The organism is Streptococcus parasanguinis (genome assembly GCF_016648925.1).
In the GTDB taxonomy this organism is placed as follows: Bacteria; Bacillota; Bacilli; order Lactobacillales; family Streptococcaceae; genus Streptococcus.
In genome coordinates this window covers 63,949-89,035 of the sequence record NZ_JACLQX010000005.1, presented here as the reverse complement: position 1 = coordinate 89,035, position 25,087 = coordinate 63,949, and the positions used below count along the sequence as shown (strand labels likewise).

The 25,087-nt window shown below is 41.7% G+C and carries 28 protein-coding genes and 1 pseudogene; 3 read left to right on the top strand and 26 right to left on the bottom strand.

Annotated elements, in window-relative coordinates; all coding sequences use genetic code 11:
• Nucleotides 1-13 precede the first annotated feature (13 nt).
• The 8 genes from H7T97_RS03125 to H7T97_RS03090 form a co-directional block, all read right to left on the bottom strand.
• Entirely contained in the window at nt 14-715 is a 702-nt protein-coding gene (locus tag H7T97_RS03125) for a YwaF family protein (RefSeq protein ID WP_201089381.1), read from the bottom strand.
• Between the two features lie 30 nt (nt 716-745).
• Nucleotides 746-1,357 (bottom strand): NUDIX hydrolase, encoded by a 612-nt coding sequence (locus H7T97_RS03120; RefSeq protein ID WP_201089379.1) that lies wholly within the window; start codon nt 1,355-1,357, stop codon nt 746-748.
• The gene (locus H7T97_RS03115; RefSeq protein ID WP_201089377.1) at nt 1,347-2,717 is read right to left on the bottom strand and encodes a UDP-N-acetylmuramoyl-tripeptide--D-alanyl-D-alanine ligase; all 1,371 of its coding nucleotides are present in this window, start codon (nt 2,715-2,717) and stop codon (nt 1,347-1,349) included. The genes H7T97_RS03120 and H7T97_RS03115 overlap by 11 nt, the downstream gene beginning before the upstream one ends.
• Nucleotides 2,718-2,832: 115 nt before the next feature.
• Complete coding sequence (locus H7T97_RS03110; protein ID WP_201089376.1) at nt 2,833-3,879, bottom strand: D-alanine--D-alanine ligase; 1,047 nt, start codon at nt 3,877-3,879, stop codon at nt 2,833-2,835.
• Nucleotides 3,880-3,955: 76 nt separating this feature from the next.
• Nucleotides 3,956-4,552, bottom strand: a complete 597-nt coding sequence (recR, locus tag H7T97_RS03105; protein ID WP_021152853.1) for a recombination mediator RecR — start codon at nt 4,550-4,552, stop codon at nt 3,956-3,958.
• Between the two features lie 10 nt (nt 4,553-4,562).
• Nucleotides 4,563-6,614: a penicillin-binding protein PBP2B gene (gene pbp2b / locus H7T97_RS03100; protein WP_201089373.1), complete on the bottom strand. Its 2,052-nt coding sequence runs from the start codon at nt 6,612-6,614 to the stop codon at nt 4,563-4,565.
• A 421-nt stretch (nt 6,615-7,035) separates the two neighbouring features.
• The gene (locus H7T97_RS03095) at nt 7,036-7,668 is read right to left on the bottom strand and encodes a DUF421 domain-containing protein (protein ID WP_201089371.1); all 633 of its coding nucleotides are present in this window, start codon (nt 7,666-7,668) and stop codon (nt 7,036-7,038) included.
• Nucleotides 7,665-8,117 (bottom strand): DUF3290 family protein, encoded by a 453-nt coding sequence (locus H7T97_RS03090; RefSeq protein ID WP_009732501.1) that lies wholly within the window; start codon nt 8,115-8,117, stop codon nt 7,665-7,667. Before H7T97_RS03090 ends, H7T97_RS03095 begins: the two co-directional genes overlap by 4 nt.
• A gap of 135 nt (nt 8,118-8,252) precedes the next feature.
• Between H7T97_RS03090 and H7T97_RS03085 the strand changes: the two genes are divergently transcribed.
• A complete protein-coding gene (locus tag H7T97_RS03085; protein WP_201089369.1) occupies nt 8,253-9,080 on the top strand; it encodes an exodeoxyribonuclease III in 828 nt (275 codons plus the stop codon).
• Nucleotides 9,081-9,091: 11 nt separating this feature from the next.
• Complete coding sequence (locus tag H7T97_RS03080; protein ID WP_201089367.1) at nt 9,092-9,478, top strand: bleomycin resistance protein; 387 nt, start codon at nt 9,092-9,094, stop codon at nt 9,476-9,478.
• 84 nt (nt 9,479-9,562) lie between these two features.
• On the opposite strand, the gene H7T97_RS03075 is transcribed toward H7T97_RS03080, so the two are convergent.
• Nucleotides 9,563-10,216: a hypothetical protein gene (locus tag H7T97_RS03075; protein WP_201089365.1), complete on the bottom strand. Its 654-nt coding sequence runs from the start codon at nt 10,214-10,216 to the stop codon at nt 9,563-9,565.
• A 100-nt stretch (nt 10,217-10,316) separates the two neighbouring features.
• On the opposite strand from H7T97_RS03075, the pseudogene H7T97_RS03070 reads away from it, so the two are divergent.
• Nucleotides 10,317-10,409: pseudogene (locus H7T97_RS03070) on the top strand (bleomycin resistance protein); the annotation flags it as partial.
• Nucleotides 10,410-10,614: 205 nt separating this feature from the next.
• On the opposite strand, the gene H7T97_RS03065 reads toward H7T97_RS03070, so the two are convergent.
• The 17 genes from H7T97_RS03065 to H7T97_RS02985 all read right to left on the bottom strand — a co-directional run bounded on the left by H7T97_RS03065 (nt 10,615) and on the right by H7T97_RS02985 (nt 24,883).
• Nucleotides 10,615-12,582 (bottom strand): peptide ABC transporter substrate-binding protein, encoded by a 1,968-nt coding sequence (locus H7T97_RS03065; RefSeq protein ID WP_070450444.1) that lies wholly within the window; start codon nt 12,580-12,582, stop codon nt 10,615-10,617.
• 266 nt (nt 12,583-12,848) lie between these two features.
• Nucleotides 12,849-13,472: an endonuclease III gene (gene nth, locus H7T97_RS03060; RefSeq protein ID WP_003006251.1), complete on the bottom strand. Its 624-nt coding sequence runs from the start codon at nt 13,470-13,472 to the stop codon at nt 12,849-12,851.
• A gap of 104 nt (nt 13,473-13,576) precedes the next feature.
• Nucleotides 13,577-13,885, bottom strand: coding sequence for a YjgN family protein (locus tag H7T97_RS03055; RefSeq protein WP_049483430.1), 309 nt, complete (start codon nt 13,883-13,885; stop codon nt 13,577-13,579).
• A 22-nt stretch (nt 13,886-13,907) separates the two neighbouring features.
• Nucleotides 13,908-14,600 (bottom strand): 5'-methylthioadenosine/adenosylhomocysteine nucleosidase, encoded by a 693-nt coding sequence (locus tag H7T97_RS03050; protein WP_201089363.1) that lies wholly within the window; start codon nt 14,598-14,600, stop codon nt 13,908-13,910.
• Between the two features lie 24 nt (nt 14,601-14,624).
• Nucleotides 14,625-14,960: a cell wall synthase accessory phosphoprotein MacP gene (gene macP, locus H7T97_RS03045; RefSeq protein WP_023917587.1), complete on the bottom strand. Its 336-nt coding sequence runs from the start codon at nt 14,958-14,960 to the stop codon at nt 14,625-14,627.
• An 11-nt stretch (nt 14,961-14,971) separates the two neighbouring features.
• A complete protein-coding gene (locus H7T97_RS03040) occupies nt 14,972-15,517 on the bottom strand; it encodes an NUDIX hydrolase (RefSeq protein WP_003006238.1) in 546 nt (181 codons plus the stop codon).
• 9 nt (nt 15,518-15,526) lie between these two features.
• Nucleotides 15,527-16,906 carry a bifunctional UDP-N-acetylglucosamine diphosphorylase/glucosamine-1-phosphate N-acetyltransferase GlmU gene (gene glmU / locus H7T97_RS03035; RefSeq protein ID WP_049491613.1) on the bottom strand — a complete coding sequence of 460 codons (1,380 nt, stop codon included), beginning with the start codon at nt 16,904-16,906 and terminating at the stop codon, nt 15,527-15,529.
• Between the two features lie 379 nt (nt 16,907-17,285).
• Nucleotides 17,286-17,726 (bottom strand): ASCH domain-containing protein, encoded by a 441-nt coding sequence (locus tag H7T97_RS03030; RefSeq protein WP_070505843.1) that lies wholly within the window; start codon nt 17,724-17,726, stop codon nt 17,286-17,288.
• Nucleotides 17,723-18,220: an NUDIX hydrolase gene (locus tag H7T97_RS03025; RefSeq protein ID WP_201089361.1), complete on the bottom strand. Its 498-nt coding sequence runs from the start codon at nt 18,218-18,220 to the stop codon at nt 17,723-17,725. Before H7T97_RS03025 ends, H7T97_RS03030 begins: the two co-directional genes overlap by 4 nt.
• Nucleotides 18,221-18,318: 98 nt before the next feature.
• Nucleotides 18,319-19,521 (bottom strand): ABC transporter permease, encoded by a 1,203-nt coding sequence (locus H7T97_RS03020; RefSeq protein WP_201089359.1) that lies wholly within the window; start codon nt 19,519-19,521, stop codon nt 18,319-18,321.
• A 4-nt stretch (nt 19,522-19,525) separates the two neighbouring features.
• Complete coding sequence (locus H7T97_RS03015) at nt 19,526-19,843, bottom strand: ATP-binding cassette domain-containing protein (RefSeq protein WP_260314054.1); 318 nt, start codon at nt 19,841-19,843, stop codon at nt 19,526-19,528.
• A gap of 381 nt (nt 19,844-20,224) precedes the next feature.
• The gene (locus H7T97_RS03010; protein WP_201089357.1) at nt 20,225-20,923 is read right to left on the bottom strand and encodes a 3-oxoacyl-ACP reductase; all 699 of its coding nucleotides are present in this window, start codon (nt 20,921-20,923) and stop codon (nt 20,225-20,227) included.
• A complete protein-coding gene (locus tag H7T97_RS03005) occupies nt 20,916-21,152 on the bottom strand; it encodes a DUF2829 domain-containing protein (protein WP_000141913.1) in 237 nt (78 codons plus the stop codon). Before H7T97_RS03005 ends, H7T97_RS03010 begins: the two co-directional genes overlap by 8 nt.
• 104 nt (nt 21,153-21,256) lie before the next feature.
• Nucleotides 21,257-22,648, bottom strand: coding sequence for an APC family permease (locus H7T97_RS03000; RefSeq protein WP_201089355.1), 1,392 nt, complete (start codon nt 22,646-22,648; stop codon nt 21,257-21,259).
• Between the two features lie 284 nt (nt 22,649-22,932).
• Nucleotides 22,933-23,763 carry a hypothetical protein gene (locus H7T97_RS02995; protein WP_201089353.1) on the bottom strand — a complete coding sequence of 277 codons (831 nt, stop codon included), beginning with the start codon at nt 23,761-23,763 and terminating at the stop codon, nt 22,933-22,935.
• On the bottom strand, nt 23,760-24,560 hold the full coding sequence (locus H7T97_RS02990; protein WP_201089351.1) for a hypothetical protein: 801 nt from the start codon (nt 24,558-24,560) through the stop codon (nt 23,760-23,762). Before H7T97_RS02990 ends, H7T97_RS02995 begins: the two co-directional genes overlap by 4 nt.
• Entirely contained in the window at nt 24,554-24,883 is a 330-nt protein-coding gene (locus H7T97_RS02985; RefSeq protein ID WP_201089349.1) for a PadR family transcriptional regulator, read from the bottom strand. Before H7T97_RS02985 ends, H7T97_RS02990 begins: the two co-directional genes overlap by 7 nt.
• Between the last annotated feature and the right edge of the window lie 204 nt (nt 24,884-25,087).

Genomic DNA, 25,087 nt, shown 5'->3' with positions numbered 1-25,087 from the left:
CTTATCTGCTTTTTTATTCTGAACGCGAAACAATACTCTCTTCGACCATCTTGTATTTGTATTTATAGCGTTGATTGACCAAGCAAATACCAGCTACCATCACGATGCTGACCAAGAGGTAGTTCAAAAGAGCACCGTGGTCTCCAATGATTGGTGGACGCTTTAAGAAGCCGTAATCTCCACTGGTCAAAAGGTTGACCAAAAAGATGACTGCATTCATTCCAAAAGTGATCTTAACAATTCGTAGGCTGTCTTGTTTTTCCGACTGATAAAAATCCTGCAGGTAAATCAAACTATTGGCAAACAAGGCCCAGTGACTAAAAATCAGATTGAGTACGGTGATATGGGGGAATGGGAAGGGATCAAAGGCCGGATACACCAAGGCGGCAATGGATCCTAGAACTCCCAATAAGGCAAAATATTGCTTGATATAGGTCCCTCTAGGTGCAAAGAGGATCGCAAGCATGGCCAAGCGACAATGATAAAAAGGCAAATTATCTGTCAAAGGCATGTGGGCGAGAATATACCAAGCATTGATGGTCAAAACTTGGATCAACTGTGCCCAATACCAAAAGCGCTGGTAGCTTTTAGACTGTGCATATTTGATAGAAAAGTAGCCAACCACCAACAAGGAAGCTGGTAGGAAAAAATACCAGAGTCCAAACTCAGGCGGGGCTGATTTTTGGTTCGTAAACAATAAATCCCAAAGTGTCATTTTCACATTCCTTTAATTTATAGATCGTTTTTAATCACAATACAAATCTCGTTTCCCATCATAGACCTCCCAAAGGAAGTTCAATTGTTCTTCTGTATTGCGCTTGGTAGAAAGAGCAGGTATTTTTTCTCTCTCAAAAAATGCAAGATCAGAAATTTCCTGATTCTGTTGAAAACTTCCATCCAGCAATTCACATTCAAATACCAATTTCACATATTGGCGGCTTTGCAATTGGTAGCGATTGGTATCAAATACTGCCAACAAGCGATTGACACGTGCTAAATAGCCCGTTTCTTCTTGGATTTCCTTTAAAATGTTTTCCGTCGGAGAATAGCCAACCTCACCAAAACCACCCGGCAAAGCCCAGGTCTCTTCTCCCTGACCTTTCACCAGACAAAGTTTTCTATCTTTGACAATCCAAGCCCTAACATCAATTAAGGGGGTGTCATAATAGTTTGTCGGTCGAAACAAATCCGATAATTCTTGTGAATTCAGATCAGTCGTTTCTCTCACAAGATCCTGTAAAATTTCACGAATATCCTGGTAGCGCTCTTGATCAAATGGATCTTTTGAGAATGCTAAGCCTGTATTGGTGATTGAAATCAAGCGCTGAATGTCCTTCAGTACATTATTACTTACCATTCTCCAATTCCTCTACCAATTTTGCCAAATTCATGGAATTGCTTCCCTTGATAAGGATTTGGTCTTGCTCTTTCAAGCTTTCCTTGACTTGTTTGACCATGTCCTCAAACTGATCTTCCTCAGCGGTCTTCTTGAAATAATAGACATGTCCGAGTGGGAACATCTGACTCGCTAACTGAGCCAATCCCGCAATGTCTTGGCCGTAGAAAATAACCGTATCCAAGACATCTGGCGAGAGGCTGAGAATCATTTGGTTGTGCAGATCAATAGATTGCTCCCCTAGTTCTTTCATATCTGCCAGGACGGCTAATTTTCGACCATTTAGATTAGCAGGAATAGTCGAGAAAGTTTCTAAGATTAGGCGCATAGCCGTTGGATTGGCATTGTAGACATCGGATAGGATATCCGCTCCGTTACTGGCCTTCTTCCATTCTGTGCGGTTGCGCGTTAATTGCAAGGTTTCAAAACTATCACGAATCGCAGCTTCACTCACTCCTTCTTTCAAGGCAACATAAGCTGCAATCATAGCATTGGTCGCATTGTATTTTCCTGTTACCGGAAGATCAATCGCTTCTTCTAAGAAATTCGCTCGGAAGGTTAAGCTATCCTTTCGCTCGATTAACTCGGTAATAAAAATCTCCTCGTCTGGACCAAAGCGGACGACTGTTTGCTTTTCAGGAAGGTAGGCATCGACGATTGGATCAGCCGGAACTACCAGAAGGCCACCTTCTGCCATCCCGTCCGCAATCTGCAGTTTTCCTTTTGCGATCTCACTTCGATCTTTGAAGAATTCCAAATGGGCTTCCCCAATCAAGGTGACAATAGCAGCTTTTGGATGCGCCAGCTCTGACAAGAGATGGATATCTCCTAGATGGTCTTGCCCCATTTCAAGGACCAGTTTGTCTGTCCCTTCTGGCATATGGAGAACTGTATAAGGAAGACCAATTTCATTATTATAGTTTCCCTGTGTTTTATAGGTCAGGTAGGTAGTGGACAAAAGCTGTGCCAACATATCTTTTGTGGTTGTTTTACCATTTGACCCCGTTACTGCAAAAACATCCACTTTTGTCTTTTGAAGATAGGCTGCAGCCAATATTTGAAATGCGCTCAAAACATCTTCCACCAAAATATAAGGGTGGCCTTCAATCACTTTCTCTGAAAAAGTGGCTACGGCTCCATTTTCAAAAGCGGTCTCGATGAAATCATGACCATCACGCGCTCCCTTTAACGGAACAAAAAGGTCTCCAGGCCCAATCAAACGGCTGTCAAATTCAGGCCTGACGAGGGCCACATCTTCAAATTGGCTGATATCATTTTTTGCATGTACTAGATGAGCAACTTCATGTAATGTGAGATTCATATCCGACTCCTCAGTTCTCCGTAACGTCCTCTAAGATTTGGACGCTCCTATCAAATTCTTCTCATTATACCATATTCTCGATCACAAAAAAAGCCACCCAGCGGTGGCCTCTTTCTTACAACAAATGCGCTTCGTGTTTTTGGAAGACTTCTTTTCCAAGCTCTACTAACTTGGTGATCAAATCTGTATAGTTGAGTGCCATATTGTCCCAAAGCAAGGGATACATAGACCATTGGGTAAATCCTGGCATGGTATTGAGCTCATTTAAGAAGATCTCTCCTTTATCCGTATAGAAGAAATCACAACGCGCCAAGCCAAGTCCACCGATCGCACGAAAGGCTTTTTCTGCGTTGGTTTGCATGATTTTCACAACCTCAGGGTCCAATTGAGCTGGAATCGCCATGGTAATTTTGTTATCGATGTATTTGGCATCGTAATCATAGAAGGCCACATCTTTGACAACTTCACCTGGAAAGGTACTTTTCACATCATAGTTTCCAAGGAGCCCAACTTCGATCTCACGCGCATTGACCCCTTGTTCTACCAAGACACGGCTATCGTATTTGAAGGCCAATTCAAGAGCAGTCCGAAGTTCAGTTTGGTTTTCAGATTTTGAAATCCCTACGCTAGAACCCATATTGGATGGTTTAGTAAAGACAGGATAAGAGAGAGTAGCTTCAATTGCAGCAATTTTCTCATCCACGTCATCGCCTTCCACTACAGCTACATAAGGAACTTGTGGAATCCCTGCAGACTCCAAGACCCGTTTGGTCGTGATCTTGTCCATCGCGACACTAGAAGCCAAGATGCCACAGCCGACATAAGGCATTTTCAAGACTTCTAAGAAGCCTTGGATGGAACCATCTTCTCCCATCGGTCCATGAAGCACTGGAAAGACCACTGCTCCTTCCTTGTAAATCGCTGATGGTGCGACTTTTTTAGACCAGTCCACTGTATCGTTGGTCATCAATTTCTCATCATCCGCTGGCTTCTCTTCAAAAGCTTGCGTCTGGATGAAATCTCCTGACTGCGTAATAAAATAGGTTTGAACCGAAAATGCTTGGTAATCAATCGCGCGCATCACGCTTTCTGCTGAAAGAACAGATACTTCACGTTCTGCACTACGTCCACCATATAACAGGATTAAGTCTTGTTTACTCATAGTTTCTCCCTAATTGTTCCCTTGATTTCTTACTTGATAGTATACCACAATGATAGCCCTTTCGAAAGAACTTCTCTTATAATTCTGTCCGATTTTCGATCGCGCGAAGAAGGGTCACTTCGTCCGCATACTCGATATCGGCTCCAACTGCTAGCCCCCGTGCCAAACGGGTCACTTTGATGCCTGCTGGTTTGAGCACGCGTGAGATATACATAGAAGTCGCTTCCCCGTCTGCCGTCGCATTGGTCGCAACAATGACCTCAGTAACTGTTCCATCCATCAAGCGACTGAGCAAACTCTTGAGATTGATATCATCGGGTCCCACGCCATTCATGGGTGAGATCAAGCCATGCAAGACATGATAGCGACCGTGGTATTCCTGGATATTTTCCATAGCAGAGACATCCCGGCTATCTTCTACAACAAGAATGAGGGATGGATCCCGCGTTTCATCTCGACAAATCTCGCAGGTTTCTTCATCAGTCAAATTGCCACAAATACTGCAATACCCTAGCTCACGCTTGGCATTTAGTAAGTTCTTGGCAAATTCATTAACATCATCATCTGACATGCCAATAGTGTAAAAAGCAAGACGGGTCGCTGTTTTGATCCCAATTCCTGGCAACTTGGAATAGCTGTCAATTAATTTTGCAATAGGTGCTGGATAAAGCATAGTTTCCTTTCTAATTCATGGGGTGTTTCTGATTGTATAAGTTAATAATGTCACGCGTAATGGAATGACTAACTGTCGCCTGTAGATTGGTATTATGTGGAAAGACCACCGCTACCGCAATCTTTGGATTATTCGATGGTGCATACGCCACCACATTAGTATTAATGGCTTGTTTGCCCCCATCGACAGTGGTTTCAGCTGTACCAGTCTTTGCACTGATGGGCACACTGGCCCCACGACCAACGGTTTTTCCTGTCGTCAACCCACTCGTACCATTGGCCACTTGGTAAAACCCTTGCTTGATCAAAGCCATGTTCTCCGCTGAGATATGGACTTGATTGAGCTCCTTGGCTTCGATCGCTTTTTTCAACTGACCGAGGCCACCTTGATCATTATTGTCATAGATGCCTTCGACGACATGAGGACTCACCCGCTTCCCATCATTTGCAACGGTTGCCGCATACTGAGCCAATTGCATAGGGGTGTAGTTGTCAAACTGGCCAAAGGCATTGGTCAAATAATTACCGACTGTATACTCTTTCGGGATAAAACCGGTCGATTCATTGGGAAGGTCAATCCCCGTTGACGTTCCAAGACCGTACTCTGCAAAAGTAGAACGGAGTTTTTTCATAGCAGGGTCCACTTGATCTACTTGTAAGGTCATATTTGGAGTGTAGGGTTGCCCCATCATCTTAAGAGCAATTTGAACCATGTAGGTATTGGAAGAATATTCCAAAGCTTCTACTGCATTGATGGAGCGACTGCCATATTGGGTAAACCAAGAGTTAATCGGCGTTGATCCTGCAAAAACAATGGGCTGATCGGTCAGTACTTGATTGCCGGAAATGGCACCATTTTCCCATCCTGAAGTCAAGGTTGCTCCTTTAACGACCGATCCTGGGACGAAAACATTGGTGACTGTTCCCAAAGCATCGGTTGATAAATCTTGACTACCAGCCTGGTGTTTGATCCCTGCCATGGCAAGGACTTTCCCTGTATCAGGCTCAAGGGCTACAGCATAGACACCTTCGGAGTAGGTCGCATTTCCAGCTTGCAACTCTGCGCTAAAGGCAGAGCGGAGAATATCTTCCACCCCTTTTTGGAAATCCAAGTCAATCGAGAGCTTGAGGTTTTCCCCCTTAGCTCCTTTTGAAATGTCTACCACTTTATCCATATTGCCATTTTTATCCAGGAGAATTTCTTTTTCACTGCGTTTTCCTTGAAGGACGTTTTCGTATTCCTTTTCGAGATAAGAGGTTCCAACCCGGTCATTGAGGGCATAACCTTTTTTGACATAGTCCTCAACCTCTTCTGCTGGAAGTCCTGCCTGCTCAGTCGAAACCGTTCCGATGATAGAAGCTAAAGGAGTATCCAAAACCTTGCGGTCCCAGCTGGTCGTGATCGCAATTCCAGGAAGGTCCTGACTGTCAGCCGCGATGGTCGCAATCTGCTCAGCTCCTAGTGCTTGCGTCGAAATAATCCCCGTCGCAAAATTCTCCACAGCATTCATCTGGCTATAAAGATAGATAATCTTTTTCTCATCATCCGTGTAACCGAGTTTTGAAGGGTCAATGCTGTCCGCTGCTGCTTGATAGATTTTAGCTTCTGGTAGACGATTGCCATCGGTATCAAATTTCTTTTTCTCAGGCAGGTGCTCTACGACCTCTTGGTATACTTTGGTATTGGCTAGATAGTAATCCACTTCTTGCCGTTCGGTTACCTGAGGATTTTCTACGTCGACATACTGTAAGAGTTTCCCAGCTGTCTCTCGCATTTCTTGGGCCGTCATTTTGCGATCGCGCGTAAAAGTCAGGACCTGTTTGCCCACATTTTCCACCAAGGGCTTACCAGAAGCATCATAGATTTGCCCTCGCACACTCCCTTGTTTGACCGTCTTTTTCGTAGCTTTTGCCAATTTATCCGTATAGTAGGCTTGGTGAGTGATCTGCATATAGCCAAGTCGGGCAATCAGCACCAAAAAAAGAAGGCAAATCAAACTAAACAGCAGGTAGAGTCTGCGTGTAATCGAATGATTCTCAAACTTCCGTATTTTCTTCTTCATGAAATTTTCTATCCTTCTTTTCTAATGAACACTTACCTTCCATTTTACTATTTTTCCCAGAGTATCTCAAGAAAAGGAAGAGCCCTTTCCTGGAATTTTATAAAGAAAAAAGATTGGACAGGCTCGTCCAATCTTGAAATTAACACAAACTTTTTTACATGTACAACCTTATGTGAGGTGGTTGAAAAAATATTGATTTTTAATTTTTAAGCTTATTCAAGCATATGTCGAAACTTTCCGCCGTGAGAAAAGTTCCTGAAACACAATTGTTTCAGGAACTCGGGAGTTTTGAAACTTTAGGTTCAAAACTAAGTCATGGAACTTCGTAGAAGTTCGCTGACGTCCGTACTCACCTAAGGAAAGTTTTTAAGACTATTTTGTCTTCAATTTGAGATTGGACATGCTCGCCCAATCTTTTTTTCTAATAAGTCACAACATTGATTTTTCCTTTGTCATACTCAGCAATGAAAATATCCAAAACGTTGTCATAGCCTTCTTTTTCCAATTCAGCCAGCAACCACTCTTCGCTTTTTCCAATTGTTTCCAAAATTTCAAGCTGAACCACTCCATCCGTAATGATCGGATATTTAGGATTTTCATCCCCCGCACGGACAATAATCAATTGACCATTTTGTTCAATAACAGCGCGCTTCACATCTTTTAATTGGAAAATTCCTTGTGAACGCAATTTCAAGGCAACATCTGAAGCAGAAAGTCCCTTGGATCGACAAGCTTCCGGATCAAGCTTCCCATTTTTGATAATGACAGTTGGTTTGCCATCGATCAAGTGCTTCATAAAACGGACATTGGTATTGAGCCATTTTAAGAGTAAGATCAAAATAGTCCACATCAAGAGAATCACAATGTATTGAAGAATGGTAATGGAGCTATTGTAGATGACCCCACCAATAATTCCCCCAAGAACAAAGTTCTGTATCTGGTCTACTGCAGAACTTGGTGCTAAGTTTCCTTTCCCGGTCACATTGATTACAAATACCAAGGAAATCAAGCCGAGAGCTAATTTAATCAAAATGGCTAAAAAATCTACTGTCATTTGTTCACCTCCACAAGTTCCACGTCTGTTTTATACAGATCCATCTTTTCTAATAGGTAGCTATCTGGGTCAGATCCTGCGATAGCTCGGTAATAAACCTCTCCAACCTTCAGGATCGCCCCATCTGTGGCTGCTGAAGTATTGACATAGACATCTTCTTTTTTGACATCCAACTCCTTTGAGATGACCTCAATAAAATGGAGTGAGCGTTGGAACTGATCATTATTACTTTGGCTATTTTGGAAATTGCTGATACTGATCAAGACCACTGCCACCAGAGTTAAAATGGAGATAATAGATAATTCGCGGAATTTGCTATCGTGCTTCTCCCGATAGGCTTTCACCGCAAAAAAACCAGTCAGAAGAACAAGCAAGCCAGATATCCCAATGGTCACCCAGTTTTGCTGGCTGATCTGACCCAACACATAGTTATAAGAGTAAAATTTCATAAACAACTCCCTTTTTCCAAATGAATTCAAGCTATTATAATAGATTTCACAAGAGATTTCAAGGCATTGTGATCAGAAAATCATTAAAATTTTGTTATAATAAAACTATCAATTATGTCAAGAAAAGGAAACACAATGAAACTCATTTCATGGAATATCGACTCGCTTAATGCTGCATTGACCAGCGATTCAGCACGTGCTAAACTCTCTCAAGAAGTCCTTCAAACCTTGGTAGCTGAAGATGCTGATATCATCGCTATTCAAGAAACCAAGCTATCCGCTAAAGGTCCAACCAAAAAACACCTCGAAATTCTTGAGGAACTCTTTCCTGGCTACGAAAATACCTGGCGTTCTTCTCAAGAGCCAGCTCGCAAAGGCTATGCTGGAACCATGTTCCTCTATAAAAAAGAGCTCACTCCAATTGTGAATTTCCCTGAAATTGGAGCTCCTTCAACCATGGATTTGGAAGGCCGGATCATTACCCTGGAATTTGATGGCTTCTTTGTAACACAAGTCTATACTCCTAATGCCGGTGATGGCCTCAAACGTTTAGCAGAACGTCAAGTCTGGGATGTCAAATATGCTGAATATTTGGCTGACTTAGACAAAGAAAAACCTGTCCTTGCTACTGGAGACTACAACGTTGCTCACAAGGAAATCGACCTTGCCAACCCTGCCAGCAACCGTCGTTCACCAGGTTTCACAGACGAAGAACGTGCAGGCTTTACCAACCTTTTAGCAGCAGGCTTTACAGATACCTTCCGCCACCTCCACGGTGAAGTACCGGAGCGTTACACTTGGTGGGCACAACGCAGTAAAACCTCAAAAATCAACAATACAGGCTGGAGAATCGACTATTGGCTCACAAGTAACCGTGTAGCAGACAAGGTTACCAAGTCAGACATGATTGACTCAGGCGCACGCCAAGACCACACACCCATTGTCTTGGAGATTAAATTATAAGGATTTTCTTTATGAACTACAATGCAGTAATTCCCGAGTTTATGGTATCGAATATAGAACAGTCCCGTTCCTTTTACTGTGATTTACTGGGTTTCACCATCGAATACCAGCGCCCAGAAGAAAAATTTCTCTTCCTGTCTCTTGAAGATTGCCAGCTCATGCTAGAGGAGGGGACAGTTGAAGAATTAGCTGAACTAACCTACCCATTTGGCCAAGGAATTAACATCTCCTTTGGTATAGAGGATGTCCCTAGGCTCTATCAGAAATTGTTAGAAGCCAACTATCCTATTCATCGCCCATTAATTAAAAGAAAATTTCGTGTTGACGACCATTATATCTATCCTCATGAATTTGCAATTCTGGATCCAGATGGCTATTTTTTAAGATTTAGTGAATAAGAAAATAGATCACTAGAGTAGAAAAAGAAACAAAAAAAGAAAGAGACTAATCACATTGATTAGTCTCTTTTAGTTTTTTAAGGATTATTTCCCCGGAGTATTCGGATCTAGGCCCCAAGATTGCTCGAGAACAGGTCTTAAGGATTTAATCATATCTTCTGAACCTTGGATTATGATTGTGTATACTTTATCTCCTCTTTGGAATACCCATACGTATAAAGTACTCCCATCTTTAACTGTTACTTTTATTAAGAAAGCGTCCCCACCGGCAAATATAGCTTTTACACCTTCTATACTAGTTCGATTTTTGTGTTTTCCGAATGAGCTATATAAACGGTTCGCAAGTAACTCTGCGTCAAAGGTTTCGTTGGGGCCAAGTTTAACAGTATCTTTAGTGTTTGAATCCATTATTAACGCATTGTTTTTGTCTGGTGATAAATATTCGAGCGCTTTGCTACTTCGAGTAGTGCGTACGACCCAATCTTTAGGGATATTGATATAACCAAATTTTTCATTTCCGATACGTTGAGTATCTGCAAGGGATATTTCTTTTGCCCCAGAAGAAGACCCAGGAGTTGTTGTTTGAGTTGTTGTCGTTGGTGCATCCGTAGTTTCTTTAGTGACTTCAGTTGTTGGTGCTACTGTAGTTTTGTTTGTTTTCTTTTCTCCATTTCCGCATGCTGATAGTATAAATGCAGATAGGAGCGTCATAGAACCTAATAAGATTTTGTTTTTCACAATGCTTAACCTCCTTAAGTGGTTGACTTACAAATATTTTATCATTTTTTAGAGTTTATTTAAATAGGAAACGTTTTCGCTAAAAAGCATAGGGTACAACAAAAGAGAATTTCTTGTTGGCGACCATTATATCTATCCTCATGAATTTGCAGTTTTAGATCCAGATGGCTATTTTTTAAGATTTAGTGAATAGAATGATGATCACCCGTCTATAGTTAAGAGGCTGGGCCAAAAGTCCTAGCCTCTTAACTGTTTTTGGATTGCCGAGCAAGATGCAGTGGTTGATCTATCTTTCATCTAAAAGAACGAGATGGACTAACATTCGATACCTAAAAAACCGGAACCCTCACATGAAGGTTCCGACTTTTTTTATCCTCATTGATGGAACAATGATTGATTTATTTTTTCTTTTCGATGTGATCTTTGAGATCTTCTTGAGCTTTTTTATTGGATTCTGCTTTTTTCTTCAACCATTCTTCTTTGGCCTTGTTAAAGTCTTTTGTGGTGACAACATCTTTGGACATTTCAAGGTATTTGTAGAAGGTTCCTGTTCCTTTTGTACCAACCCATGAAGCAGCACGGCTGTATGGTACGGTCCGTTGAAGCATTGGAGCACCACCATTTGAAACAGTTGGAAGCGTAATCGAGCTATCTGTCAACCATGCTTGCGCTGCTGCATATTTTTCATAGCGTTTTGCTTGATCCAACAATTCAGCATCGGCATCTTTCAACATGTTAGCGTATTGATCCAAACCAACTGTTGCAATGGCTGGATTATTTGAACCTGCATCAATACCAAGATAGTAGAAGACAGAACCATTTACTGGGCTGATACTTTCGAGGTAAGTCGATGGGTCTTGGTAGTCAGGAGCCCAACCACCGCCTGAGATATCGTAATCTCTCGCAGCAGCAGTATCGCTGAAGTAGGTGATATTTTGGAAATCATCATCCGAAACCTTTTGAAGGTCTACAACGACATTGTCTGCACCAAGCGCTGACTCTACAGATTGTTTGAAGGAGCTAGCTTGTTGGACCATGCTGTTGTCCACTTGGCTGACAATGTAGTCCAAATGAATTGGGAATTGAACGCCTTGTTTTTGCAATTCAGCTTTGGCTTTCGCAAATGAAGCTTTGGCTTTTTCTGGGTTGTAAAGGCTAGTTTGACCATCGGCCAGGCTCACACCCTTCCATTGATCCCCATAGGTAACCAATTGTTTTTCAACGACTTTACCAAAATCTTCTCCATTGACTTGGACATAAGTTGGTGGCACCAAAGTGCTACGAAGGGTATTTTCAGCCGCATCAGATCCAGATACTTGTGCCGCATATGATTTTCGGTCAAAGCCAAAGTTCACCGCTTGACGGAAGTCCTTGTTCAGAATTGCTTTCTTGGTAGAAGCTTTTTGTTCATCCGTTGTTTTGGCAGTGTGGTCATACTTTTGACGGTCCAAGTTGAATCCAAGATAGTAGGATGTTCCCAATTGCAAACCGTAGACAATGTTGTCGCCAAAGTTTTTCTTAACGCTCTTATACGTCGAACTGTTTGGCATAACAGATGCAAAGGAATATTGACCTTTTTCAAAGTTTTTAATGATAGAATCTGGGTTTGATCCATCGTTAAAGGTCAATTTGACATGATCGATATGAACATTTTTCGCATCGTAATAGTCTTTGTTCTTGACCAATTCAATCTCAGATTTCGAAGTCAAAGATTTCAAGTAATATGGACCATTGTATAAGATGCTGTTAGGTTTCAACGAACCAAAATCTTTTCCTTGAGATTTCAAGAAATCCGCATTAACTGGGAAAAGAACACCTGAGGTTGTTTTTGAGTTCCAGAAGCTTTCTGGACGAACCAAAGTATATTGGATGGTGTGGTCATCTAAGGCTTTGACTCCAACTGTGTTAAAGTCTTTGGTTTCCCCTTTTACGTAGGCATCCAAACCTTTGATCGAATTTTGAATCAAGAAGAGACCTTCTGATTTAGACTCAACCGCGTGTTTGATCCCTGTAACAAAGTCTTGAGCCGTTACAGCACCATATTCTTCTCCTTCACTCGTATACCATTTGGCATCCTTACGAAGTTTGTAAGTATAGGTTAATCCATCTTCAGAGACAGTCCAATCTTCTGCTAGACTTGGCACAAAGTTTCCGTATCGGTCGTTTTCAAGAAGACCATCTACAAGGTTACTTGTGACATCTGAAGTTGTTGTACGAGTTGCAGCGATGTAATCCAAGGTATTTGGATCTGCTGAATAGACGAATGAGTAGGTTGCTTGATTGCTACTACCACCGCCACATGCTGCTAAAAGAAAGGCACCTGCAACAGAAACTCCTGCAAGAGCTAACAGTTTTTTTGCTTTCATCACTATCTCCTTATGTTAGATTTTCTACCATTATACACTATTTCTTAAAAAAAAACCAAATTTATTTTAAAAAAGTTCGTTTTTTCTGAATGAATATAATAAGATATAAAGAAAAAGCATCTTGAAATCGATCTCAAAGAAGCTGAATAGGCGAGTCTAGACACCTAGTACCACAACTTTGCAAAAGTTCACTTTTCAATCCTTTTAATAAATATACGTTCAGCCTAAAAAAGAACCTCTGCTCTTTCGAGCAGAGGAACTGATTCCTAATCAAAATGATAGAGTTGTGGGTACTGATCGCATTCAGGATTTTTGGGGTGGCAGATAGCCCTTCCAAAATAAATCATGGCTTGATGGGCCGCTAGCCATTCGCTCTTTGGCAGAACATCCATGACCCGCTTTTCAACTTCCAATGGCGTAGCTGATTTCTTGACAATATCATGGTGCTTACAGATCCGCTCCACATGGGTATCGACAGCAAAAGCTGGAATACCAAAACCTACACTCATGACAACATTTGCTGTCTTGCGCCCTACTCCTGCTAGGCTTTCTAACTCTTCACGAGTCTGAGGCACTTGCCCATCAAAGTTGTCTAGCAATTGTTGGGCACATTTTTTGAGAAATTTGGCCTTATTTCGATAGAGACCTAATTTAGAAATATGCTTGGCGATATCGGCTTCACTGGCTGCTGCCATGGCTTGTGGGGTTGGAAAAGCCGCAAACAAACCTGGTGTCGCTTTGTTAACAGCTGCATCTGTCGTCTGAGCCGAGAGCATGACTGCTACTAGTAATTCAAAATGATTACGAAAATCCAGACTCGGTTTAGCATCTGGAAAGAGGGCGATAATTTCTTCAATCACATGGCGTGCCCGTTTCTTTGATAAAACCATATTCTCTCCTTTACATTACTTGTCTTTATTATAGCATGAAAGTTCCCTATTTCTGAAAGATTCGGCTTCAAAAAAGGACTAGTCCTTAGACGAGTCCTTTTCAATTAGTCTATAAAATGAGTATGCTTGGTAATCCATTGTGTGACCTTGATATTTAACCAGAACACATAGATACCAAATGTAATGATGGTAAAGAACCACCATTTGATCCAATTTCCAAATAACTGCATAGCCGTGCCGTCAAAATACTGACGACGACCATCAATCACGGTATGCTTGACCTTCCAGTTATACATAATGCACACGCCCCAAGGAGCACAAATCCCCAAAGTCAATACTGTAATGAAGGTTGCTAATAAAACATAGCCAATATAGGAAAATAGGCCTCCATCAAAATACGATTCACGATACATGTTCAATTTCCCTATATTTTTTCTACACCAATCTCTTCAAGAAAGTAATCAGGGTTTGAGCAGAGCGTTCGCCAGCCTCTACGATAAATTTATCAAAAGAAATATTGGCTGCGTGATCTGCTGTATCACTCATGGCGCGAATAACCATAAAGGGACGTCCAGCTGCATGAGCGGCTTGGGCAATGGCTGCCCCTTCCATCTCAACTGCCAAGACTTCTGAGAAATGCTCCCGAATTGCTGCGACTTTTTCTTCACTCGCGATAAAGCTATCTCCTGTTGTAATCAAGCCTACATGTGTGGTTGCAGCTTCTTCTTCCAGAACTTTTTTCATTTCTGATACGAAATAGCGACTGGATTCAAAGTAAAGTGGTTGACCTGCCATTTGACCATACTTATAACCAAAGGCTGTCACATCCACATCATGATAGGCCAATTTGTCTGCAAGGACGATATCCCCAACGGCCATTCCCGGTGCAACGGCACCTGCAGAACCCGTATTGATAATGGCTTCCACTTTGAAATCATTGGACAAGACTGCTACACTCATAGCAGACATGACTTTTCCGATACCACTTTCCACCAAAACGACCTCATGGCGTCCAATTGATCCTGTATAGTAGACTTTTCCAAGACGCAGATGCTTTTCCCCATTTTCAAGGGCTTCAACCAAGATCTTCAACTCCTGGGGCATGGCTGCGATAATTCCAATTTTCATGTCATTTCTCTCCTTGTGACGACCCTATAGACGCCAAATAGCAATGATCAAGGCAATGAGGAGCACAATGATCCAGAACAAAATCTTATTGAGTTTGGATTGGACCACACTTTGTTTGCGTTCTTCAATGCGACGACTCTTGGTCACTGTGGGCTCCACTTGGATCTGCACAGTATCCTGAGAATAGCTCTCCTGTGGACGCTCCATACGACTCTCTCTCATAGGACGTTCGTAGCCAAATCCTCTGTGGTCTGTCCGAATAATCTTCGTTTCTTCAGCATCGACCATATTAGGACCGGTGATGTCCTCACCTCGCCTTGCTCGTTCAATCATTTCATCGGTTAATAAAGGTTTTCCCATCGGATCCTCCTCTATTTATTGATTAAGTCCCAATATTGGATGGCCATGATGGTTTTGGCATCACAGATTTCGCCAGTTTGGATCAAATCTTTCGCTTCCTTCAAGGTCACTTCTAATAACTCTAAGGTCTCATCCGCATCTTGTGGACGTGGATTTTCCACCTTTTTCAAGTTGGTCGCACCATAAAGTTTGATCCGCTCATTACAAAATCCAATGGCTGAATAAAAATCATACAACAACTCTAGATCCGCTGTGTAGCCAATTTCTTCTTCCAATTCGCGCAGAGCAGCCGCTTTAGGGTCTGCATTTTCTCCCTTTTCTAACTTCCCTGCTGGAATCTCCACCGAGGTCCGTTCAATCGCCTTGCGGTACTGCTTGACCAAGATCGTTTTCCCATCTTCTGTGATCGGCAAAACCGCTACTGCTCCGTTATGGAAGATTAAATCACGCTGCGCTTGGCCTTTTCCAGCGGGTAGTTCTACTTGATCAGTGACCACTTGGAAAATCGGTCCCTGATAAATCTCCTTGCGCTCAATGGTTTTTTCTTCAAATTGCATGAGAATCTCCTATTTATTTTTAGGATGGTGTGGCAAGCGAAGGGCATACTCTTCTTTATTCACTTGACGACCACGACCAATCGCAATCGCGTCAGCTGGAACATCCTTGGTAATGGTAGATCCAGCACCGACTAAGGAATTGTCGCCCAATTCAACTGGTGCAATGATGGTCGAATTTGAGCCAACAAAGACATTGTTTCCAATTGTCGTTTTAAACTTGTGTTGGCCATCATAATTCACCGTGATGGTTCCTGCACCAAAGTTGACGTTGCTGCCGACTTGGCAGTTGCCGATGTAGGTCAAATGACCTGCTTTAGTATTTTCGCCAATAGACGAACCTTTGACTTCGACAAAGTTTCCAATATGGACATCTTTGGCGAGGCTAGATCCTGGGCGAATATGAGCATATGGTCCTACCGTTACGCCATCGGCTACCGTGCTCTCTTCAATCATGGAGTTGGTAATAACGGCACCTGCCCCAATTTCACTATCCACAATATAGGTTCCATTGGTTAAAACTGTCTCAGCCCCAATTTTTGTATGGCCTTTCAGGGTAACATTGGCTTCGATTTGCACTTCTGGTGCGATCTCAACATCGACATCGATATAGGCCGCATCCGGATTGACAAAGCTCACCCCATTGACCATGTGGGCTTGGTTAATGCGACGACGCATGATGCTTTCTGCTGTTGCAAGGGCCACGCGGTCGTTAACCCCAAGACTTTCATCAAAATCTTTGAGCGTATAGGCCCCGACTTTTTCACCAGATTCGCGGAAAATACCGATGACATCCGTGATATAGTATTCACCTTGGGCATTGTTTGTGTTGATATTTTTCAAAGCTTCAAAGAGGCGTGCATTGTCAAAGACATAAGTCCCTGTATTGATTTCTTTAATTTGTTTTTCAAAATCTGTCGCATCTTTTTGCTCAACAATTCGAAGCACTTCCGCATTGTCATTGCGGACAATCCGACCATAGCCAAATGGATTAGCTGCTTCGGCTGTCAAAATCGTTGCCACATTCTTGTGGTTGATATGAAAGTCGATCAAATGTTTGAGGCTTTCACCCGTAATCAAAGGAGTGTCACCTGCGATGACAAGAGTATGCCCTTCAAGACCTTCCAAGACTGGCTCTGCCATCATTACCGCATGACCAGTTCCTAATTGCTCTGTTTGCTTAACAAATTCTGTTTGTCCAGCTAATACTTGCTCCACCAATTCCGCCTTGTGGCCCACAACCGTTACAGTCTTCTCAGGTGAGATGGCTCCAACACTACGGAAAACATGTTCCAACATAGAGATCCCAGCAACCTTGTGAAGAACCTTAGGCAGATCTGATTTCATACGGGTACCTTTCCCCGCTGCTAAAATAATGGCATAATTTGGCATAACATTTCTCTTTTCTGTACAATATCGCTTACATTATACCATTTTTTAGCCCTTTTGGAAAATAAGACCCAAACCAAAAAACTCTCCTAGAAGGAGAGTTAGATTAAGATCAAATCTTCGTTGAGACTTTCCTTGGGTGAGTACGGACATCAGCGAACTTCTTCGAAGTTCCATGATTTAGTTTTGAACCTAAAGTTTCAAAACTCCCGAGCGCTTGAAACTTTTAGGTTTCAAGCGCTTTTCTCACAGCGGAAAGTCTCAAAAAATCTTTTAATAGTTCTAAGAACTGGGCAGTATTTTTAGCTTGACACAATCACTAGGTATTTTTTAATAGAAAACAGTTATTCTCTTTTCTGATTTTCTAAAAGAAAAGAGTGTTCTATAATGGATAAACCTTGCGAAATTCTTCTAAAACCACCTTGCTGTCAGGTGTAAACGTCAGACCTGCTTCTCCAAAGCAGTCTTTGAAAAAGTCTTCATGAACCTGACGCCAATTAGCCAGAGATTTGTCTCCTTCACCTTCCTTATAGGCATGGTCAGCTGACACTTGATGGAAAGGCTGAACAGAAACCTTTGTAATTTCGACAATGCAGACAGCTTGATCCTTACTGTCTAAAACAACATCAAAGGTTCCTTCTTGGGGAAGGGGTTCGTCCTCTACTGCGTAAAGATCGTAAGCTGAGGCAGTTGCTGTTTTTTCGCCTTTAAAGACCAGTTCCGCTAAAAGGTCTGGGTCCACTCCAAAGGCCCAGGCATCTATCTCATCTCCAATAGAGGGATTGATTTGCTTGTAGGCATTCCACATTTCTTGAGGTGTCATAGGTTCTCCTTTTTTTCTTTTACCTTCCAATTTCTATAGCTTGTCAGTTCTAATTCTGGAAATCCTCCTAACTCTGCCTTCACCTTCAATACTAAAGGAGAAGCATTGTCGGCAGTAATGTCTTCCACGTTCAACCAAATTGCTTTTGCTGAATCATTGCTTCCGTCAAGAACCTCCTGAGGAAGGGGTTTTTGAGGGCCTTCGAAATCAAGTTCTATATCATAAAAGACCATGATATGGTGTACAGCAAAGTCTTTCCCTTCTTCTTGAACCATCACATCGTAAATTCTAGGATTTGAAAAACTGCTAAGCGTATAGCCTGTCTCTTCAAGAACTTCTCGCTTTAGGGTTTCTGTCAACTCCTCCCCTACTTCCTGACTACCACCCGGTAGATCAAAACGATGTTGATAGAGGCCTCTTGTTTTTTCAATGCAGAGCAGTTTCCCGTCTTGAAGACAGACTCCGTATACACCAAAGTGTTTTTTGATTTCCATCAAATCCTCTACTTTCATTCAAAGATCAGTCGATAGTGAAATCAATATAGCTATTCTTTTTGCAACACCATCTCTTATTACCACTAATCATTTCTTCTCTATTGATTTAATACTTTTTCAATATCTATTTTAGTAATTTTTCTAGATACCAATAATCCTGCAAAAACTGAAGTAAGTATCCCTATTAATACCGGGAACAACAATCTGCTAAGTTCAATATCTAGTGGCAATCCACTCAAAAAGATGATCAAATAAGAAATAGCAATTCCTATCACCAATCCCGCGCTTGTACCTCGTACTCCCATCATGAAGCTTTCAAATAAATATATTCTTTTTATCTGTCGATCAGATGCAACGATGATTTTAAAAGTTGCGATCTGTTTATGATTCTCCTGAATGGTAATGGCAAGAATATTGATGATATTAATAATCGCTACAATAGAGATAAGAACTATGATTAAGAGGATAAAAAGGTCGATGTAGGAAAACCATCTGGATAGCATATTGATAACATCCTGTTGTGTTGCTACAACAACATCTAATCCTGTTCCTGATAAAGATTGTTTTAAATTTTCATTTTTTAAAACATTCTTTTCTATCTTATTTGCTACTTCATTTAAATCGGTTCCATTTTTTACAGTAGCATTCAGATAGTAATACTTATTTGATGAAACGCTACTACTTTTTACATTGATTGCCATCATTTGATTTATTTCTGTTGGCAAGGTAGAAAATAACTGCGCTTCTTGCTTGTCTATAATGCCAGAAATTACAAACTTTTCATAATGATTATCAATCTTAATAGTCACCGTATCTCCGACATTCATTGATGTAGCCTTGTGTACGGAATCTCCGATTAATATTTCATTGTCCTTCTCTGGAAATTTCCCTTCAGCAATTCTAATATTCAGGTTTTTTAAATACTTTTCTTCTAGACAATGGATAGTATTGGAAACCGATGTCTTACCATTTTGGAATTTGATATCATCCGTAAATAATAGTTTTACACCAGTAACATTTTTTACTTCATCTATTTTTTTTACTCGATCAATATCTTCATTAGAAAATAAAGGCAAAGCTTTATAATTCAGAGAATTTTCTTTATTACCAAAGGCAACAGTAACAACATTTTTATTTGCTACAGTCATTTCTTTAATCATTTTATTATAGAAAGAATTAGAAATGAGCATCACTAAAACAATTAGCAAAACAGAGATCGCTATCGACAGTCGAACTAATCTATATCTTCGTTTGTTAACTTCTAAATCTCTTTTAGCAATGAATAATATGGAATGATTCATTTTATCATCTCCTTACGTACTCAATTTTGCCATCAACACCTGAAATCAAATTAAAGTTTTGGAAGACACAGCCAATATTCCTACGCCTTACCTTACTCAAATTTTTCATATCTAAAGTAGAACTACCACAGACTAAGATATCCCCCTCATTTAAACTGGTAATTCCTAATATTAATTTAACAAGAGTAGTTTTTCCTAATCCAGAACGGCCAATTATTGCAGTCGTGCTACCTTTTTTAAATTCAAAATTACAATTTTTGAAAATATATCTGACATTCGATCCATCACTAAAACATTTAGTAACATTCACTAATTTAATCATGACTTCACCTTCATTCCACAATAACTTAGCAAATCAATTGTACTATTCGTTTCTTCTAAAACAATCTCTTAAGGTTTCAGGTAGCCCATTCAAAAAGTTCTTCTGAACTTACCCTCAGTTATCTTCATAATTGTTATTATCCCTGTCTTTTTTTGGTGAAAAAGGCTAGATCTCCATCGTGACCAATCATAAAGAAATCTGATTCATCCTGATCACTCTGGTAGGTTTAATTTCGTTCAGTAAGATCTTCTTTAGCATAGAGGTAAATACCTGTCTCACCACTGTCCTAACTTAATTGTTCACCTAGGTTTGATCCTCTTTCAGTAAGGAAAAAACAATTACATTTCTTAGCAAGATTTCAACTCTTGCTTTTTCATCCTCCTACTTCAAACTCCAACCACCATCAATCGTCAGGATCTGCCCTTGCATGGCAGACGCCTTCCCGCTAGCCAAAAAGAGGCTGACTTCTGCCACTTCCTCTGGCTCAATCCAGCGCTTGATGGGTGTCTCACTGGCTACCCAGTCAGCCAATCCACCTGGTTCAAAGTCCGCTGCGGTCATACCTGTTTTGACAGCCCCTGGCGCGATGCCAAAGACCTGAATTCCAGCTTCTGCATAATCAAGCGCCAACTGCTTGGTAAAGCCCGCTAGAGCATGTTTGGACGAGGTATAGGCGTGGCCGCCTCCTCCTGCCAGGCTAGAAGCAATGGAGCACATATTGATGATGATCCCTTGCTTCTTCTTCAACATTTGAGTCAGATAATACCGTGTCAGCTCCACCGGGGTCACATAGTTGATCTCAAAAATCTCCTGAGTCTCCTGAGCGCTTTGCTCCAGAAGCGGTTTGTAATCATCCAAAACTCCGGCTGTATTGCACAAAACCTCTACCTCAGGACACCAGTCAAAAATCGGCGTCAAATCAAGAGTTAAGTCCCTCTGTAAGAAGTGAAAATCACCTGCTAACTGGGGATCCGCTCCCTGGTCCACTCCATAGACCTGGTAGCCCTTTTCTAGAAAGAGTCGAGCTTGAGCCAGACCAATCCCGGAACTCACGCCTGTAATCAAGACACTTTTAGTCATGGACTTCCACCCAATCTGTCGCTAAGACATCACAAGGAGTTGGACTCCACATGGAGAAACCTTCACCCTCACCAGAGACGTTGATGAGGAAATAAGGGGTCACTTCCAGAGCCACCCCATTTTGCTCAATGGTATCAAAGAGTTGGACGTAGTTTTCTGCTCCACCCCATCCTGTTCGCACATATTTTTTCTTAGCCTTTAAGCCTGGTAAAATCTCTTCAAATGTCATTTTTTTCTCCTTTGTTATCTAGTTAACTTTCTCCCTTTATTATACCAAAAAAAGAGCTTTCTCTATGTAAAAAGCCAGAGTTCTTCTACTCTAGCTTTCATCTTTTATTGATTTTCTTCTGAATGGCGATACCCATAACCGAAATAAATTCCGACCCCGATCAGGAGAGCAACTCCGAAGGCCAGCCAGGTCGATAGGGAATACTGGGTCATAAAGGACAGACAGACCACAATCGACAGGATTGGCAAGACTGGAACCAAGGGTGTTTTAAATTCACCAGGTCCAGGAGCCCCGTGTTCCTTGCGCAATTTCAAGAGGGCAAAGGCCAACATAACTAGGTAAGCCAAGGTACAAATATTTAAGAAGGAAGCGATACTTGCAAGTGGAAAGACTCCACCAGCAATGGCAGCCATCGAGCCAGCTACTAGTGTTGCATTTTTGGGAATTCTAGTTTTTGGATCGAGCTGTTTCATAGCTTTTGGCAAAAGCCCATCCCGCGCCAAACTGTAAATCATCCGTGAAAGGGCAAAGGTCATGGAAATGCAGACGGTAATCAAGGTCAAAATAGCCACTAAGGATACATAATTTCCAGCCCAACCAGCTCCGACCTGACGAAGGGCAAAGGCAACCGCGTCTTCTACATTTAAGTTCTTAAAAGGAACCATACCGGTCAAAACCAGGGTGACCAAGATATAAAGAATGGTTGTGATCAAGAGACTGAGGACAATGCCGCGAGGGACGTTCTTTTGTGGTTCCTTGATTTCGTCGACCGCCATTGAAATGGACTCAAAACCAAGAAAGGCAAAGAACATGAGCGAAGCTCCAGCCATAATCCCTGTCTGACCACCATAGATTTCGCCAAATCCATACGGAGCAAAGTTTGCCCAGTTGCCAGGATTTAGGTGAAAAATCCCGACAAGAATAAACAAGGCAAGAGCGGAGAACTTGAGTAAGACCAGCAAGGAATTAAAGCGTAAAACCGCTTTTGCATTCATAAGAACTAAGGCTGTGATGAGAACCATGACCAAAATAGGCAAGAGATCCACATAAGTTCCCTTAGCTGGATCAAAAGTCCCGTTTAAAGCCGTCGGCAGACTCCAGCAAAGATTGGCCAACAAGCCCTTGAAATAAGCAGCCCAACCTGAAGCCACCCCTGATACAGCTGTCATAAATTCCATCACAGTCAACCAACCGGCAATCCAGGCTGGAAACTCTCCAAAGATGGCATAGAGGTAACTATAGGCCCCACCAGTTGAAGGGATGCGAGACGCAAATTCAGCAAAGAAAAGGGCAGATAAGCCGACGCAAAAAGCCGCAATCACAATCGAAATAATGAGGGCTGGACCAGCTAAATTCGCGGCTACAGTCCCTGTAATCGTGAAGATCCCTGTCCCCACCATGGCACCAATTCCTAAAATAATCAAATCCCATAAACGTAAATGGCGATTTAGACCGGGGTGTACTTGCCCAAGTCCCTTTTTTCGAAATAAATTCATATCTATTCTCCCATCTAATGAGTTTATTCTATCATACTTGAACAAGAAAGAGAGTGGGACAGAAATCGGTAATTCGTCAGAATTCGATTTCGTCGTCCCACCTCCGCACAGTTGAGTAGGGCATCTTTGGAACTTGAAAAGCGAACAACTACTTAGGAAACTTGCTTAGCAAGTCCTATCTACCACCTCAAAGCAGTGCTTTGAGCACTCAACCACTGCGTCTTGCTCGACAATCCAAAAACAATTGAGAGGCTAGGACTTTTGTCCCAGCCCCCCTTTCCTCTCTATTTATCACTTTCCGTCCTATTCTTTTTCAAAGCACGAATCGTAAACCAATAATAAATAACTAGCCCAAAAACGATGATCACTGTGGGCAGAAGAACCGTCATACCAAGATTCTGAACTCCTTGTGCCAAGGTCCAGCGATGTAAGAATCCAACCACTAAAAAGGCGATGATAGGAAAGATGAAAGCTCGTCCAAACTCTTCTTTCCATTGCCAAAGAATGAGAGCCCCGCTAGCCCCTGTCATGAGAAGAGTATCCCGAGGACTAGGAACCGCTAACCAAGCAAAAGCAGGCAAGAAGCGAACTCCCACTATTTCACTAAAAAAATAGATCCCTAATACCAGAACAAATGCTACATAAATTGCTTTTTTCGTTTTTTCCTCTGCAAAAATGAGACGACGAAGGAGATAAAAGATGATCCCTACAGCTAGGAGTCCCAAAATGATGTCTGTCAAATAGACTAGAGGCTTGAGCACAAGGACCGCTTGGGAAGCAAAATCACTTAAGAGGCGATAAAAAATCACAATACCTGAAAAGATAGCCCCATATTTTAGTACAGACCGCGTCGATTCTTTAGGCATATTTTCGATGATTTGGTCTGCCATTCCCTTTGGATCGAGACCAAAATAATCCTTGGCCGTTAAGCCATCCGCTCCTGCTTGCGAAAAATCTAGCGCTAGATTATAGACCTGCTCTCTTAAGGCTTTCTCCTCATATAAGAAACCTGCAAGATTGAAATAATCCCAGAGATCTTGGAAATAAGCTTGGTCCTCCTGGCTAAAGGTTTGCATCAAGGCCTGCGTTTCTTCAAAATACATTGCTGATTTCATGCTTCTTCCTTCTTTCTTTGGAGAAAAAATACAATAAGGGTCAGGACTAGTCCTATGAGAGGAAGTAGCCAGCCTATTAAATGAGCAGTTTCCTGATTCACAAGACGAATCCAACATCCAGTAACTAAGAAAGTCAAGCCCAGGACTAGTAAACTCGTCATCAGACGATCCTTGCTTCTAAAAGCCATGACCGTAAACCCAAGTAGGACTAAGACAGCAAGAACAATCCCCCAACCATCTGATAAGAAGAGACTCCCAATGTGGCCAAAATAGATCGAACATAGTCGTACAATGTTCAGAAATACCATCAGGCTGATCACACTGATAAAAATAGCCCAAGACCACTTCATTTCACCATAGCTCTGTTTGGACCAAAGCCACGTGATGAACTGGCTAAACACCAAGAAATTGAGTAGAATGACAACATAGGTCAGGGGTTCGATTTTCAGTGGCGTCATCCAGGTAAAATCCATTAAATAACGCATGCCAACTAAGATCACTCCAAGTAGGAAGACGAGTCCCACATAAGATCCTAGAGAGCGTTTAGGCAAATCTGAAAGAACTTGGTCCACCATAGCCCGTGGATCCTTTCCAAAATAATCTACTGCCCGAATGCCTTCTTTCTCAGCAACTTTCAGGTCGCAAACCATATTGTAGAGTTGTTCACCGAGTGCTTCATCATCATAAAAATAGGACTTAGCCCCAATATAGGCCACCATTTTTTTCACATAGGCTTGATCCTCTTTATTTAAATGAATCAACTCATCTGACATTTTTTCTGTATAACTTTCTACCATTCGTCCCCCTCCTTCTTGATACGTTCTACTTTTGTGACTAGCTCCTGCCACTGGTCCCAAAATTCCCCTAAACGCTCTTTTCCAGCATCACTGAGTGAAAAATACTTACGATCGGGACCATCTGGAGACGGCCTCATTTCCCCATGAATAACCCCTTGTTTTTCTAATTTTTGCAGGAGGGGATAAATGGTCCCAGCGACAATCTTATCAAATCCCATCTCTTTGAGACTTTGGATCAATTCATAGCCATAGATAGCCTTTTTGGAAATAATCTCAAGCACACAGCCCTCCAAGACTCCCTTTAGTAATTGGGACTCTTTCATCCTTCTCACCTCTTTCTTCACATTTTTCACTAGTTTGTTTTACATACTAGTTTGCTCACTATCAGTATACTCTTTCTTTACTAGTATGTAAAGCATAATAGTAATTTTTTTTAAAAAATTTTTATTCCTTAAAAATCCCTTAAAATCAAGGGTTTTACTGTATGCTGGTGTGTAAATATACAAAAAAAGTTCAAAAAACACTTT